Annotated in this window: 12 protein-coding genes and 2 pseudogenes; 11 read left to right on the plus strand and 3 right to left on the minus strand. The window is 62.0% G+C overall.

The genetic code is table 11. From position 1 onward, the window contains the following. Window positions 1–162: 162 nt before the first annotated feature. A pseudogene (locus Q4543_RS22155) lies at window positions 163–368 on the plus strand (IS30 family transposase); the annotation flags it as partial. 51 nt (window positions 369–419) lie between these two features. Here Q4543_RS22155 and Q4543_RS22160 read toward each other — a convergent pair. Genes Q4543_RS22160 through Q4543_RS22170 form a run of 3 tightly spaced genes read right to left on the minus strand, consistent with a single transcriptional unit; the run spans window position 420 to window position 2,533 of the window. Continuing rightward, window positions 420–932: an Lrp/AsnC family transcriptional regulator gene (locus Q4543_RS22160; protein ID WP_216004123.1), complete on the minus strand. Its 513-nt coding sequence runs from the start codon at window positions 930–932 to the stop codon at window positions 420–422. Then, window positions 929–1,789 carry a VOC family protein gene (locus tag Q4543_RS22165; protein ID WP_303441964.1) on the minus strand — a complete coding sequence of 287 codons (861 nt, stop codon included), beginning with the start codon at window positions 1,787–1,789 and terminating at the stop codon, window positions 929–931. Before Q4543_RS22165 ends, Q4543_RS22160 begins: the two co-directional genes overlap by 4 nt. A 33-nt stretch (window positions 1,790–1,822) precedes the next feature. Then, window positions 1,823–2,533, minus strand: a complete 711-nt coding sequence (locus Q4543_RS22170; RefSeq protein ID WP_216004125.1) for an SDR family oxidoreductase — start codon at window positions 2,531–2,533, stop codon at window positions 1,823–1,825. A 198-nt stretch (window positions 2,534–2,731) separates the two neighbouring features. Here Q4543_RS22170 and Q4543_RS22175 point away from each other — a divergent pair, with 198 nt between their 5' ends. The 10 genes and pseudogenes from Q4543_RS22175 to Q4543_RS22220 all read left to right on the plus strand — a co-directional run. After that, a complete protein-coding gene (locus Q4543_RS22175; protein ID WP_303441965.1) occupies window positions 2,732–4,327 on the plus strand; it encodes an ABC transporter substrate-binding protein in 1,596 nt (531 codons plus the stop codon). Between the two features lie 81 nt (window positions 4,328–4,408). Continuing rightward, on the plus strand, window positions 4,409–5,398 hold the full coding sequence (locus Q4543_RS22180; RefSeq protein ID WP_303441967.1) for an ABC transporter permease: 990 nt from the start codon (window positions 4,409–4,411) through the stop codon (window positions 5,396–5,398). Further along, window positions 5,395–6,270, plus strand: coding sequence for an ABC transporter permease (locus Q4543_RS22185; protein WP_252737577.1), 876 nt, complete (start codon window positions 5,395–5,397; stop codon window positions 6,268–6,270). Before Q4543_RS22180 ends, Q4543_RS22185 begins: the two co-directional genes overlap by 4 nt. After that, a complete protein-coding gene (locus Q4543_RS22190; protein ID WP_303441971.1) occupies window positions 6,267–7,913 on the plus strand; it encodes an ABC transporter ATP-binding protein in 1,647 nt (548 codons plus the stop codon). The genes Q4543_RS22185 and Q4543_RS22190 overlap by 4 nt, the downstream gene beginning before the upstream one ends. 9 nt (window positions 7,914–7,922) lie before the next feature. Next, window positions 7,923–9,542, plus strand: a complete 1,620-nt coding sequence (locus Q4543_RS22195) for an aminotransferase class V-fold PLP-dependent enzyme (protein ID WP_303441973.1) — start codon at window positions 7,923–7,925, stop codon at window positions 9,540–9,542. Continuing rightward, window positions 9,542–10,840, plus strand: a complete 1,299-nt coding sequence (locus Q4543_RS22200; protein ID WP_303441975.1) for an FAD-binding oxidoreductase — start codon at window positions 9,542–9,544, stop codon at window positions 10,838–10,840. The genes Q4543_RS22195 and Q4543_RS22200 overlap by 1 nt, the downstream gene beginning before the upstream one ends. After that, window positions 10,837–11,346, plus strand: a complete 510-nt coding sequence (locus Q4543_RS22205) for an L-2-amino-thiazoline-4-carboxylic acid hydrolase (RefSeq protein WP_303441977.1) — start codon at window positions 10,837–10,839, stop codon at window positions 11,344–11,346. Before Q4543_RS22200 ends, Q4543_RS22205 begins: the two co-directional genes overlap by 4 nt. 4 nt (window positions 11,347–11,350) lie before the next feature. Further along, entirely contained in the window at window positions 11,351–12,520 is a 1,170-nt protein-coding gene (locus Q4543_RS22210; protein ID WP_303441979.1) for a M20 aminoacylase family protein, read from the plus strand. A 203-nt stretch (window positions 12,521–12,723) separates the two neighbouring features. Beyond that, window positions 12,724–12,876, plus strand: coding sequence for a transposase (locus Q4543_RS22215; protein WP_303441981.1), 153 nt, complete (start codon window positions 12,724–12,726; stop codon window positions 12,874–12,876). A 61-nt stretch (window positions 12,877–12,937) separates the two neighbouring features. Continuing rightward, window positions 12,938–13,027: pseudogene (locus Q4543_RS22220) on the plus strand (transposase); the annotation flags it as partial. Between the last annotated feature and the right edge of the window lie 128 nt (window positions 13,028–13,155).

Here is a 13,155-nt window from a genome sequence, read left to right on the forward strand (position 1 = left end):
CGTGACCGAGGCTGTAGGATAAGTGTGTCCGGGGGAAGGGGCAGCTTGGCCATCAGCGGCTTTGTGCAACAGAGCCGCCGGACTCTAATCGAGCGTGGAGGAAAATTCCCGTGGCAGGTCACACTCCCGGCAGCATGCCTTGCAGTGCTTTCCGGGTCGTGCGGCAGCAACGAGAACACCAATGTTTGCTCAGGCAGTACGTTCCGAAGGGCACTGGCCTCAGCCAGCACAGCTTTCACGAAATAAACACTGTTGCCTGTGTATTGAACACCCGGTCGCGCAAAACGCTGGGTTGGCAACCGCTGGCAGAAACACTCGCCCGGATGCTCGATCAGGATATGATCGAAGCTGTTGCGGCGACCGGTTGACTCCGCCACAGGCCTCAGCTCGGAGCAATGCAACATCCCCGAGCGAGGGGATTACAGATAAGCTGTCGGGATGGCTGTCGTGAATTTCAGCTCTTCCATCGAGATCATGGAATTGACCTGATTGAACTCGAGTTTCTGGATCATCTGTTTGTAGACAGCATCATAGGCGCCCATGTCGGGAACCACCACCTTGAGTATATAATCCACCGTGCCGGTCAGGCGATAAGCCTCGACCACCTCGGGGATTTCATCGATCAGTTCGCGAAACCGGTTGAGCCAGTTGATCTCGTGACGCGAGGTGCTGACTCCGATAAAGACGGTCAGAGGCACATTGGCCCGTGCCTGATCGACGAGGGCAACCCGCTTCTTGATCACCCCAGCTTCTTCCATCCGCTTGATACGTCGCCAGCACGGGTTGGCCGACAGACCCACGGTCTGGGAAATTGCCTGAATCGGCGTGTCGCTGTCCTCCTGCAGGATCTCGAGAATCCGTCGGTCCGTCTCGTCGAAGGTGATGCTCTCGATCGGCTTCGATCCTGTTTTGCGACGGCGCATTTCTGTCATGTGCGAACAAACTCCAACAGGACACCTGCTGAAAACTCCGGTCCGACGGCGAGTCCGGAGGCGGTTTTGCAAAAGCTGACCTTCGCAGTCTTCAGGCAGTGCTCCGCCGCGTCAAGATCGCGTACCTTGACGCGCATCGCCGTAAAGGCGCCCTTCGCGGTTCCCGACAGATCGATGCCGGGGAAAAGCGCCGCCATACGTGCCGGTGTGGACAGGATCAGCGGCGCGGAGTTCGGCCCGGTGGTGATCTTGACCAACCCATCTTCGGTACTGACCGTGCCATCGGACCAGAGCCGGGCGAGGCGCAGCGCGTCCTCCTCGGGGGTATCGGAGATTGCAAGGATCGCATCGAGGCCGCAGGCGGTGTTCGCATGTTCGAGAAGGTCCGGTATCCAGACCGTGTCGCGGGTCTTGTGCTGACACATGAAGACCATGCCGAGCGGCACTTGGTCAGGGCTGAAGCTGACCGTGGAAAAGGCCGCGATGCCCTCGGAACCGTCCGGCAGAGGGACCGGGCGCGAAAAGCTCCCCAAGCCCTGTGTCGCGATGCCAAGTTCGGCGAGCGCCTCGGCGGCTTGCTCGGCATCGTCGATCCGGCAGGCGATGGCATGAAGGCCCTGACCTGCGCTGGCCAGCAACGCGCGGCGGGGGGCGTTCGCCTCGGTCGGCTGGAGGATGCCGAGAAGCTCGAAGTAGTCCTGTGGGAACATGATGGTGTAATTGGCGGTGCCCTTGGCGGCGGAATGGATGCCGCGCGGCGAGAGGGTGAAGCCCAGGGCCGCGAATTGCGCGGCGGCGGCATCGAGATCGTCCACGAGGGCAAAGCAATGGTCGATGCCTTTGACGGGATGGGTCATTTTGGTCTCCAAAGGGTTTTTCTTGATATGGGGTTACGTTCGAACGGGGCTCAGAACGATTTCGGGAAGGCAAATGCCGGGCTGCATTTCGGCCACGAAAAGCGCGGTTTTTGCCATGTCTTCCGGCTGGATCATTGCGGCCATTTTCGCGGCATCAAAGCCGGGACGCTTGGCGAGCAGGGGCGTTGCAACTTCGGCGGGGCAGAGTGCGGTCGACCGGATGCCGTTCTTGCCCTCTTCGTCGTTGAGGCTGAGCGACAGGTCTGACAGCGCATGTTTCGAAGCGCCGTAGACCGCGCCGCTCACCGACGAATGAAAGCGTCCGGCCCAGCTTGAGGTGTGAATCATCACCCCGTCCCGTTGTTCGCGCATGATCGGCAGGCAGGCGGCGATCACGTTGATTGCGCCGGTGACATTGACGTCGATCACCCGGTCCCAGCTGTCCCAGTCGAGATCGGCCCAACTGCGCTTGGGGATGTTGAGCCCGGCGTTGTTGCACAACACGTGCAGCCCGCCAGCCCAGTCCGCGACCGTCCGGGCAATTTTCGCCATGCCGTCACGATCCGTCACATCCCCCGGCACGATCAGGGCGGTCTTCGGGTCGGGAAGGCTGGCAACCACGGCTTCAAGGCTCTCGCGTCCACGTGCGGTAAGGGCCACGCGATAGCCTGCCTTTGCAAAACGCTGCGCCATGGCGGCGCCGATTCCGGAGCCGGCGCCGGTGATCCAAACGGATTTCGCCATATGTCTTGTCCCAGTGGCTTCAATCATAAGAGGTAGCTAGCACCAATTTTTAGCCATTGTGTAGATTAATTTTCGAAGCCCGTGTTGAAACTTGGTTTTCAATGTTGACTGATGCGGAATGCTGCCGTCAGGTAAGGTGGCGACACCACCATATGAGCCCGTTCAGGGCCGCTTAACCGACCAGGGGAGCCAGGACAGATGACATTGATGAAGAAACAGGCGGGGCTTGCGCTCGCCTTGACCGGGGCCCTTAGCTCTGCGGCCTTCATGGCCAGTGCGCAGGAAGAGGTGCAAAAGGGCGGCACCGCCATCATCCACATGATTTCCGAACAACGCATTCTGAACCCGGGGCTGCGTGCGTCCACGGGGGTTTACAACATCACCGGCAAGATCATGGAGCCGCTGATCGACAAGAGCTATGACGGCTATGAGCCGGTTCTGGCGACCGAATGGACTGGCTCGGACGACGGCAAGACCATCACGCTGAAGCTGCGCGACGGGGTGAACTGGCACGATGGCGAGCCGTTCACCTGCGATGACGTGGCCTTTTCTGCCATCGAACTCTGGAAAAAGCTTCTGAACTACTCTTCCGCGCTTCAGGCAAATCTGGAAAGCGTCGATTGCCCGGATCCGCTCACGGCCGTGTTCAACTATTCCAAGCCGATGCCGATCGAGCTGTTCGTGGCCGCCATGCCCGATCTGGGTCACCCGGTGCCGAAGCACCTCTACGAGGGCACGGACATCCTCAAGAGCGAATATAATACCGCGCCGGTCGGCACCGGTCCGTTCAAGTTCGTCGAATACGAGCGCGGCCAATACGTTCTGGCCGAAAAGAACGAGGATTACTGGCGCGAAGGGTTCCCCTATCTCGACCGTATCGTCTGGCGATTCATCAAGGACAAATCCGCTGCCGCTGCCGCACTCGAGGCGGGCGAGGTGCATGAATCGGGCTTTATCGGGGTGTCGATGGCGGACGTCGAACGCTTCAGCAAGGATGAGCGGTTCGACGTCGGCACCAAGGGATACGAGAACAACGTTGCCCACTCGACGGTGGAATTCAACCACCGCAACCCGATCATGGCCGATCTGAAGGTGCGTCAGGCGATGTACCATGGTCTCGACATCGACTATGCGATCAACACGATCATGCATGGCTTTGCCGAGCCGGGCCGTGGCCCTGTTCCGAGCGCGGGCGGCCTCAACTACACGGACGACGTGCCGACCTATGACTACGATCCGGTGCTGGCCAAGACGCTGCTGGACGAGGCAGGCTATCCCGTCAAGGACGATGGCTATCGCTTCCAGTTGCGTCACCGTCCGGCGCCCTGGGGGGAATACACCCAGCTTTGGGCAGAGTATTTTTCTCAGGCGATGAAGGAGATCGACATCGATGTCCAGATCCTGACCAACGACGCGCCCGGCTTCCTGAACGGTGTCTATCGTGACCATGATTTCGACACCGCAAACGGCTGGCACCAGTTCCGCTCGGATCCGGCGGTTTCCACCATGGTCTGGCTGCGATCCGGTCAGCCGGAAGGCACGCCCTGGACCAACCAGTTCGGCTGGAAGAGCGATGAGATCGACGCGATGATCGACGCCGCGGCCTCTGAAATCGACGTCGAGAAGCGCGCCGCGATGTATCACGAGATCCAGGTCAAGGCGATGGAAGAGCTGCCGGTGATCTTCGCGATCGAACACCCGTTCATCTCGGTGACCTCCACGAAGCTTCACAATCATCACAACACGCCGCGGTGGAACTCTTCGAGCTGGTACGACCTCTGGCTCGAGCAGTGACTTGACTGCTGGCGGGCGCGTCTTCTTGCGTGCCCGCCGCTTCGCTGCTCCTTGCTTACGATCCCGAAGGATCCAGGAATAATGACTTTGCGTATGCCCCCAATCCTGATCTACGCGCTTCGGCGTCTGCTTCAGGCCATTCCCGTGGTCGTCCTGATCATGATCGGCACCTTCCTTCTGCTCAAGCTTGCGCCCGGAGACACGGTCGATGCGCTTGTCGGCGACATGGGGGGCGCCGATGCTGCCTTCATCGCGCGGCTGCGGGCGGAATACGGGCTGGATCAACCGATCTGGGTTCAGCTCTGGCGCTACATGACCAAGCTGGCCACGTTCGATTTCGGCTGGTCTTTCGTCTATGAACAACCGGTGTCGACCGTCCTGATGGACCGGCTCGGCACCACCCTTCTGCTGATGGCGGCCTCGCTGAGCATCGCCTTCACGGCGGGCATCACGCTGGGGGCGATTGCCGCGCGCCGGGCCTATTCAGTGACCGACAACCTGATCTCCATCCTTGGCCTCGTGTTCTATGCGACGCCGTCGTTTTTCCTGTCTCTCATGCTGATGCTGGTGTTTTCCGTCAAGCTTGGCTGGCTGCCGGTGGGCGGAATCAAGACCATCGCTGCCTTTTACACCGGCTGGGACCACGTCTGGGATGTGGCACGCCACCTGATCATGCCGACGGCTGCGCTGTCGCTGATCTATCTGGCCTTTTACCTGCGCCTGATGCGCGCCTCGGTGATGGAAGTCGCCGATCTCGACTATGTCCGAACTGCCCGCGCCAAGGGCGCCCGGGAAGGCCGTCTGATGATCCACCACATCATGCGCAACGCGCTGTTGCCGGTGATCACGTTGCTGGGGTTGCAATTCTCTACCGTGCTGGGCGGTTCCATCGTGGTCGAAACCATCTTCACCCTGCCGGGACTGGGGCAGCTTGCCTACCAATCCGTCGTGCAGCGCGACATGAACACGCTGATGGGCATCATTTTCCTCTGCGCGATCATCGTCGTCGTCGTCAATTTCCTCACCGACCTGCTTTACGCACGTCTCGACAGCCGGATCGAACTCGCATGACCCTCGCCGATGCTCAAATCGCCCCGCCAGAGCCCCCGCGCCATGTGATGTTCTGGCGTCGCTACAAACGCAACCGTGCCGCGGTTCTGGGGTTGGTTCTCTTTGCCGTCGTGGTGCTCATGGCGCTGTCGGCGGGCGTCATCGACCCGGGCGACCCGCTGCGCCGCGCCGGTGAGCCGCTGACCCCGCCTTTTGTCAATTGGCAGACACCGCTGGGCACCGATCAGCTGGGGCGCGATGTGATGTCCGGCGTGTTCTACGGCGCGCGCATCTCGCTTCTGATCGGCGTTGTCGCCACGCTGGTCGCCATTGTCATCGGCGTCGTGATCGGTGCCTTGGCCGGCTATTTCGGCGGCTGGGTCGATGATCTTCTGATGCGCATCACCGAGGCGTTCCAGACCATCCCGAACTTTGTCCTGCTGCTGGCGCTCGTCGCCATCATGGGCTCGAAAATCGAGTGGATCACGCTGGCGATCGGGATCGTCAGCTGGACCGCACCGGCCCGCATGGTGCGCGCCGAGTTCATGTCGCTGAGGGGGCGCGAATTCGTCGATGCGGCGCGCAATCTCGGGGTGTCGAACACCTCGATCATCTTCCGCGAGATCCTGCCGAACGCCCTGCCGCCGATCGTGGTCTATGCCTCGGTCATCATGGCCCTGTCCATCCTGATGGAAAGCGCGCTGGCCTTTCTGGCGTTGGGGGATCCGAACTATGCCAGTTGGGGCAACATGATCGGCCAGGGCCGCGCGGTGCTGCGCTCTGCGCCTTATTGCGCCGTGATTCCCGGCATCGCGATCATCTTTACCGTACTCTCTTTCTCGCTCCTGGGTGAGGGGCTGAACGACGCGCTCAATCCGAGGCAAAAGAAATGACAACCACAGCTCGATCCGTTCTCGAACTTCGCAAGCTGCAGATTTCTCTGCCGAAGGGCGCCGACCGCCCCTATGCGCTCGAAGCGCTGGATCTGACCATAAAGGCGGGTGAAATCGTCTGTCTGGTGGGGGAAAGCGGATCGGGAAAATCGCTGTGCGCCGGGGCGATCATGGGGCTTTTGCCCGAACCACATGTGCGCGTCACTGGCGGCGCGATCCGGTTCATGGGCGAAGAGCTGCGTGGGAAATCCGAGGCACAGATGCGCGCGTTGCGCGGGGCTGATATCTCGATGATCTTTCAGGAACCGATGACCGCGCTCAACCCGCAGAAAACGGTCGGTTGGCAGATCGACGAGGTGCTGCGCCTGCACACGAAGATGACCAAGACCGAGCGAAAGGCCCGCGCCATCGAGATGCTCGAACGGGTTCACATCCCCGATCCGCCCTCGGCCTACAACGCCTATCCGCATCAGGTCTCTGGCGGGCAGCGGCAACGGGTGATGATCGCGATGTCCCTGGTGCTGTCCCCGAAACTGATCATCGCGGACGAGCCGACCACGGCGCTTGATGTCACCACGCAATTGCAGATCCTCAAGCTTATTCGCGAGCTGCAGGACGAAGAGGGCGCCGGGGTCCTGTTCATCACCCATGATTTCGGCGTGGTGGCGGAGATCGCCGACAAGGTCGCCGTGCTCTGTCGCGGAGAGCTGGTCGAAAGCGGCACCACCGACGCGGTTCTGAACCATCCGCAGCACCCCTACACCAAGGCGTTGATCGGGGCGGTGCCCGCGCTGACGCCACCGCCGGTCAAGGCCGCCTCGACTGCGCCCGTGGTGCTCAAGGGCACCGGACTGAAAAAGACCTTTGCTGCGCGGGGCGGCTTGCTTTCGGGCAAGCGCAAAGCAGTCACGGCGGTCAAGGATCTCAGCTTCGAGCTGCGCCAGGGCGAGACCCTCGGCGTGGTCGGCGAAAGCGGGTCGGGCAAGACCACGGTGTCGCGGATCGTGACGCGGCTGTTGGAATGCGATCAGGGCTCGGTCGAGCTGGACGGGACGGATCTGCTGGCCGCCTCGCCCAAAGAACTGCGCGCGCTGCGCCAGCATATCCAGATGGTGTTCCAAGACCCGATGGCTTCGCTCAATCCGCGCAAACGGGTGGTCGACCTGATTGCCCAGGGCCCGATCGTGCATGGGGCCAATCCCCAGAAAGCCCGCGAGCAGGCCAAGAAGCTGCTGGAACTGGTGGAGCTTTCCCCCGCTGCCGCCAACCGGTTTCCGCATGAGTTTTCTGGCGGACAGCGCCAGCGGATCGGCATCGCGCGTGCCCTTGCGATGGAGCCCAAGGTGATCGTCGCCGATGAACCGGTCTCGGCGCTGGATGTTTCGGTGCAGGCGCAGGTGCTCAAACTGCTCGTGGACCTGCGCGACCGGCTCAACCTGTCGCTGCTGTTCGTGACCCACGATCTGCGGGTCGCGGCGCAACTGTGCGACAGGATCATCGTCATGCAAAAAGGTGAAATCGTCGAGAGTGGGCTGACCGCCGAGGTCTTTGCCAACCCGCAGCACCCCTATACGCAGAACCTTCTGTCATCCATTCCCGGCCGCGACTGGACGCCCCCTTCGCTGCAACCGGATGCCGCCTGAGGACACTCTATGGACTTCAAGGATATCCGCAGCGCCCTGATCGGCGAGGGGACGGCGATTGCCGGCCCCTTCGGTCCCCGCGCGCTGATCTATGCCGATTACGTCGCCTCGGGCCGCGCGCTCGGGTTCATCGAAGATGCGATCCGCACCCATGTGTTGCCCTATTACGGCAATACCCATACCGAGACCTCTTTCGTCGGGCGGCGCACCACGCAACTGCGGGAAATGGCCCGTGAGGCGGTGCGCAAGGCGGTGAATGCCGATGCGGACCACGCGGTGATCTTTACCGGATCCGGCGCGACCGGGGCGGTCGACAAGCTGGTGCGGGCCTTTGCGATGAAAGGTCTTGCGCAGGCTGTGGTCTTTGTCGGGCCCTACGAACACCACTCCAATGACTTGCCGTGGCGCGAAAGCGGCGCGACACTCGTGCGCGTACCGCTGACCGAGGCTGGCACGATTTGCGTCGAGGCGCTGGCGCGCGAACTCGCGATCCATGCCGATGCGCCGCTCAAGATCGGGGCGTTTTCGGCGGCGTCCAATGTGACCGGTGTGCGCACTGATCTGCGCAGCATCGCGCGCCTGCTGCATTCGCATGGCGCCTATTGCGTCGCCGATTACGCGGCGGCGGCGCCCTATATGCCCGTCGATCTGGCCGCGAGCGCCGAAGACGCGGGCGATCGCATCGACGCGGCGGTGATCTCGCCGCACAAGTTTCCCGGTGGGCCGGGGGCGTCCGGCGTGCTGATCGCCGAGCGCAGCCTGTTTGACACCGCGCGACCAACGCGGACAGGCGGCGGCACTGTAAGTTACGTGACGGCGACAGGGCACAGCTATATTTCCGACCCCGAGCACCGCGAAGAGGGGGGCACGCCCGCGATCATCGACGACATTCGCGCCGGCATGGTGATGCAGCTCAAACGAGACATGGACGAGGCCCGCGTCAAAGCCCGCGAGACCGTGCTGACACGCCGGATGGAAGACGCCCTTCGCGCCATTCCGGGCATGGAGCTTCTGGGGCCCTCGAACGTGCCGCGCCTTGGGATCTTTTCTTTCAACCTGCGCGTCAAAGGCAAGGTGTTGCATCACAACTATGTCGTGGCGCTGCTCAATGACCTGTTCGGCATTCAGGCCCGTGGCGGCTGTTCCTGCGCCGGGCCGTATGGGCATGCCTTGCTTGACATCGACCAGCCGACCAGCGCCCGCCATGAGGCGGCCGTCCGGCAGGGCCATTCGATCTTCCGTCCGGGCTGGGCGCGGTTTGGCGTGAACTGGTTCTTCGAAGAGGACGACGTGGACAAGATCGCCCGTGCCGTCCGCTTTGTCTCGGAACATGGTTTGGACATGCTGGCCTATTATCAGCTTGATGCGGTCGAAGGCATCTGGCGCGCGACGCCCCGGTTTGAGGACAGCTGCCCATCGGCGCTCTCTGCGCTTTGGCAGGGATCTGTCGCGACCAAAGACGCGGTGCCCGACTTTGAAACCTGCCTCGAAGACGCCCGACGCCTGGCCCAAAGCGCCAAGGAGCAAGGCCTTGAGGCCGCGCCTGTCCTGTCGCCCGAGGAGGAATCGCTGCGCTGGTTCTGGTTGCCGCAGGACGTGGCGGGCCTGACCATGGAAGGGGCTGCATGATGGCGGTTGAATTCCCAAAATCGCTCTGGGCCGCCACGGCGATGGGCCGACAGCTGTCCGCGTCCTTGCAAGGCGTCGAAGAGACCGACGTCGCGGTGATCGGCGCCGGGTTCACCGGCCTGTCAGCGGCCATCGAGGCGCGCAAACGTGGTCATGCGGTCACCGTGCTCGAGGGCAAGGCGGTGGGCTGGGGCGCATCGGGGCGCAACAACGGTCAGGTCATTCCGATCCTGACCTCGGCAGAGCCTGATGTCTGGGTCTCGCGCTATGGTGAGGTGGGCAAGCGCATGGTCCGGCTCATCGGCAACTCGGGCGATGTGCTGTTCGATCTGGTGCGCGATTTCGACATGCAGGCTGAAGCGGAGCAAAGCGGCTGGTTCCAGCCCGCGCACAGCCCCGGACGCGTAAAGCTATCGCAAAAACGGGTGGATGCATGGCAACGCCATGGCTTCCCTGCCGAGATCAAGGACGCGAAAGACTGTGCCGACCTTCTTGGGACGGATTTCTGGCATGGTGGCATGTTCAACCCGACGGGGGGCCATATCAACCCGCTGGCCCTTGCGCGAGAGATGGCTCGCGTGGCCGAACATCTGGGCGCGGTGATCCACGAAGAAAGCCTCGCCACATCGTTTGAACGGGTCGGCAGCCAATGGGTGATCAAGACCCCCAAGGGCACTTTGAAAGCCCGCGCCCTGATCATGGCAAGCAACGCCTATACGGGCGAGCTTGCGCCGCGGCTCGCCCCCCGCATCGCGCGCTCTGTGGTGCCGGTGCTGAGCTGGCAAATGGCAACCGAACCGTTGGGCGACAACCTGCGTCAGAAAATCCTGCCGGGGCGTCAGGCCGTGTCCGACACCCGCGGCGATCTGCGGTTCTTCCGCTATGACGCGCGAAACCGGCTGATCACAGGCGGGGCGGTGATCGGGTCTGTGAACGTGGCCAACCGCGTACGTCGGAAAGCCGCGGCAAATCTTGCCGAAGCCTTCCCCGAATTGGGGGTGCCAGAGATGACCCATGTCTGGTCTGGCTATATCGGCATGAATTGGGACCGCTTCCCGCGCATTCATAAGCTGGGCCCCGATGGATGGGCCTGGATTGGCTGTAACGGGCGCGGCGTGGCCCTTGGCACCTCGCTGGGGCGCGAACTGGCCCGCGCCGCCACCGGCCAGCCCGAGGATGAACTGGCTCTGCCGGTGAGCGAGCCCACGCCATTTGCGATGCACAGCCTCGTGCGACGCGTGGCCCCAACCTATCTGGCCTGGCTCAAACGTCAGGACCACAAGGAGATCAAATCTTGACACAGACACCCATGGCAGAGGCCAAAGGCATGGACCTGAACGACCTCCCGATCCTGCTACGCCGCAAGGTTGAGGCGATGATCCTCAAGCATGTGCTCGATGTGATCACCGAGCGTTCTGGCCGCGAAGAGGCAGAGGCGGTGATCGGCGCGGCCTGTTCGAAATCCGCGATCGAGCAGGGGCAAATGCTGGCCGACGATCTGGGGCATGCGCCCGACCTGACGGATTTCGCCGCAATCCAGCCGAACTGGACCCGTGAGGATGCGCTGCGGATCGAGACCATCGAGATGTCCGAAGAGAAGATGGATTTCAACGTCGTGAAATGCCGCTATGCGGAGATGTATCAGGAAATGGGGCTGGGCGATATTGGCCATCTGCTGTCCTGCAACCGGGATGGTGATTTCTGTATCGGCTACAACCCGGAGATCGAAATGACCCGGACACAGACGATCATGAAAGGCGCGAGTCACTGTGATTTCCGCTACCGCATGAAAAAGGAGGCCTGAGGACATGGCTGTCGAAAACTGGGTCGCCAAGGAGGTCGCGGAACTGACGGAATTCCGCCGTGATCTGCACATGAACCCCGAGCTTCTCTATGACGTGACACGCACCGCGCAGAAGGTGGCCGAGGCGCTGCGCGCGGCGGGTGTGGACGAGGTTCACGAGGGCGTTGGACAGACCGGCGTCGTTGGTGTGATCCGGGGCCAAGGCACTGGCTCGGGCCGGATGATCGGGCTTCGGGCCGATATGGATGCCTTGCCGATCATCGAGGAAACCGGCGCACCCTATGCCTCGCAAACCCCGGGCAAGATGCATGCCTGTGGCCATGACGGTCATACGACGATGCTATTGGGCGCGGCGCGGCATCTGGCAGAAAGCCGGGCCTTCGACGGCACTGTGATCGTCATTTTCCAGCCCGCCGAAGAGGGGGGCGCAGGGGCACGGGCGATGATCGAGGATGGTCTCTTTACCCGCTGGCCCTGTGACGAAGTCTACGCCATGCACAACCGTCCGAACCTGCCTGTCGGGCAGTTCACCATCAATTCCGGGCCGATCATGGGCTCGGTCGACGAGTTGAAAATCACCATCTCCGGGCGCGGTGGACACGCGGCGCGGCCCGAACAGACCATCGATCCGCTGCCCATCGCGGGCGCCCTGTTGCAGGCGGTGCAGACTCTGACCTCGCGCAACATGGACCCGATCGACAGCGCGGTGGTCTCGCTCTGCACCATTCAGGCCGGGAATGCGTTCAACGTCATTCCGCAAGACCTCACCATGACCGGCACGGTGCGCACATTGCGCGAAGAGGTGCGCGACATGATCGAGATGCGCCTTGAGACGATGGTGGGCAATATCGCGGCCGCCTACGGGGCTGTCGGCACGCTCGAATACACCCGGCATTACCCGGTGACGGTCAACCATGAGCGGGAAACCGAACTGGCCGCGATGGCGGCGCAAGAGGTGGCCGGCATCGAAAACGTCCACCTCGACATGCCGCAAACGCTGGGTGGTGAGGATTTCTCCTTCATGCTCAACGAGGTCCCCGGCGCGATGATCAATGTCGGCAACGGCCCATCCGCAGGCCTTCATCACCCGAGATATGATTTCAACGATGAGGTGATCGCTTGGGGGAGTTCCTATTGGACGACCCTGGTGCGGCAGAGGTTGCCGCTGACCTGAATGCGGATCGGAACATGGCGCCTCAAGGGGTGCCACTGTTCCGGTTTGCCGCAAGATCCAGTTCGAGGGCGGCGGATTCAACATGCGTGTCACGCCCCTCAAACGTACGCGCCCGGATTAGACCGCCTGCCTGACGCCGGCTTGATGACCTAAGACACCTGCATAGCGACGTCGCAAATGGCGTGTCTTATTCGGAGGGTGGTATGCGGGGCGAGGTGCTTGGGATCGAACGTCGGCGGCGGTGGAGCGATGAAGAGAAACTGGGCATCATCTCCTCCGTCGGTGTCGGCGGAGCGACGGTCACGCAGGTGGCGCAGCACCACGACGTCAGCCGGCAGCAGATTTATGCCTGGTGACGTTTCCCCCTGCAGCTAATCCAGTTTGATATAGACTCTGGCCCAACCGAAAGGACCAGAGATGAAGCGCAGCAGATTTACCGAAGACCAGATTATTGGCATTTTGAAGGAGCACGAGGCCGGGATTTCCGTGGCCGATCTGTGCCGCAAGCTGTGAACCAGTATACAAAATTGGCTCTGACTCAAAGTTGATGCACCTTTGTAGGCGCAGGACTTCGATAACGGGTCCCCATCCGTCAAGCGGTTTTGGTCAAGAGATCCAATCGCGCTTGCGGGTTG

Origin of the sequence: Salipiger sp. 1_MG-2023 (assembly GCF_030547555.1) — a bacterium.
Lineage (GTDB): Bacteria > Pseudomonadota > Alphaproteobacteria > Rhodobacterales > Rhodobacteraceae > Salipiger.

What these genes read in the sequence shown, in the direction of transcription:
- Q4543_RS22170 (WP_216004125.1), bottom strand. Translation starts at nt 2,533, where the DNA reads ATGGCGAAATCCGTTTGGATCACCGGCGCCGGCTCCGGAATCGGCGCC.
- Q4543_RS22210 (WP_303441979.1), top strand. Translation starts at nt 11,351, where the DNA reads ATGGCTGTCGAAAACTGGGTCGCCAAGGAGGTCGCGGAACTGACGGAA.
- Q4543_RS22165 (WP_303441964.1), bottom strand. Translation starts at nt 1,789, where the DNA reads ATGACCCATCCCGTCAAAGGCATCGACCATTGCTTTGCCCTCGTGGAC.
- Q4543_RS22185 (WP_252737577.1), top strand. Translation starts at nt 5,395, where the DNA reads ATGACCCTCGCCGATGCTCAAATCGCCCCGCCAGAGCCCCCGCGCCAT.
- Q4543_RS22160 (WP_216004123.1), bottom strand. Translation starts at nt 932, where the DNA reads ATGACAGAAATGCGCCGTCGCAAAACAGGATCGAAGCCGATCGAGAGC.
- Q4543_RS22215 (WP_303441981.1), top strand. Translation starts at nt 12,724, where the DNA reads ATGCGGGGCGAGGTGCTTGGGATCGAACGTCGGCGGCGGTGGAGCGAT.
- Q4543_RS22180 (WP_303441967.1), top strand. Translation starts at nt 4,409, where the DNA reads ATGACTTTGCGTATGCCCCCAATCCTGATCTACGCGCTTCGGCGTCTG.
- Q4543_RS22195 (WP_303441973.1), top strand. Translation starts at nt 7,923, where the DNA reads ATGGACTTCAAGGATATCCGCAGCGCCCTGATCGGCGAGGGGACGGCG.
- Q4543_RS22200 (WP_303441975.1), top strand. Translation starts at nt 9,542, where the DNA reads ATGGCGGTTGAATTCCCAAAATCGCTCTGGGCCGCCACGGCGATGGGC.
- Q4543_RS22175 (WP_303441965.1), top strand. Translation starts at nt 2,732, where the DNA reads ATGACATTGATGAAGAAACAGGCGGGGCTTGCGCTCGCCTTGACCGGG.
- Q4543_RS22190 (WP_303441971.1), top strand. Translation starts at nt 6,267, where the DNA reads ATGACAACCACAGCTCGATCCGTTCTCGAACTTCGCAAGCTGCAGATT.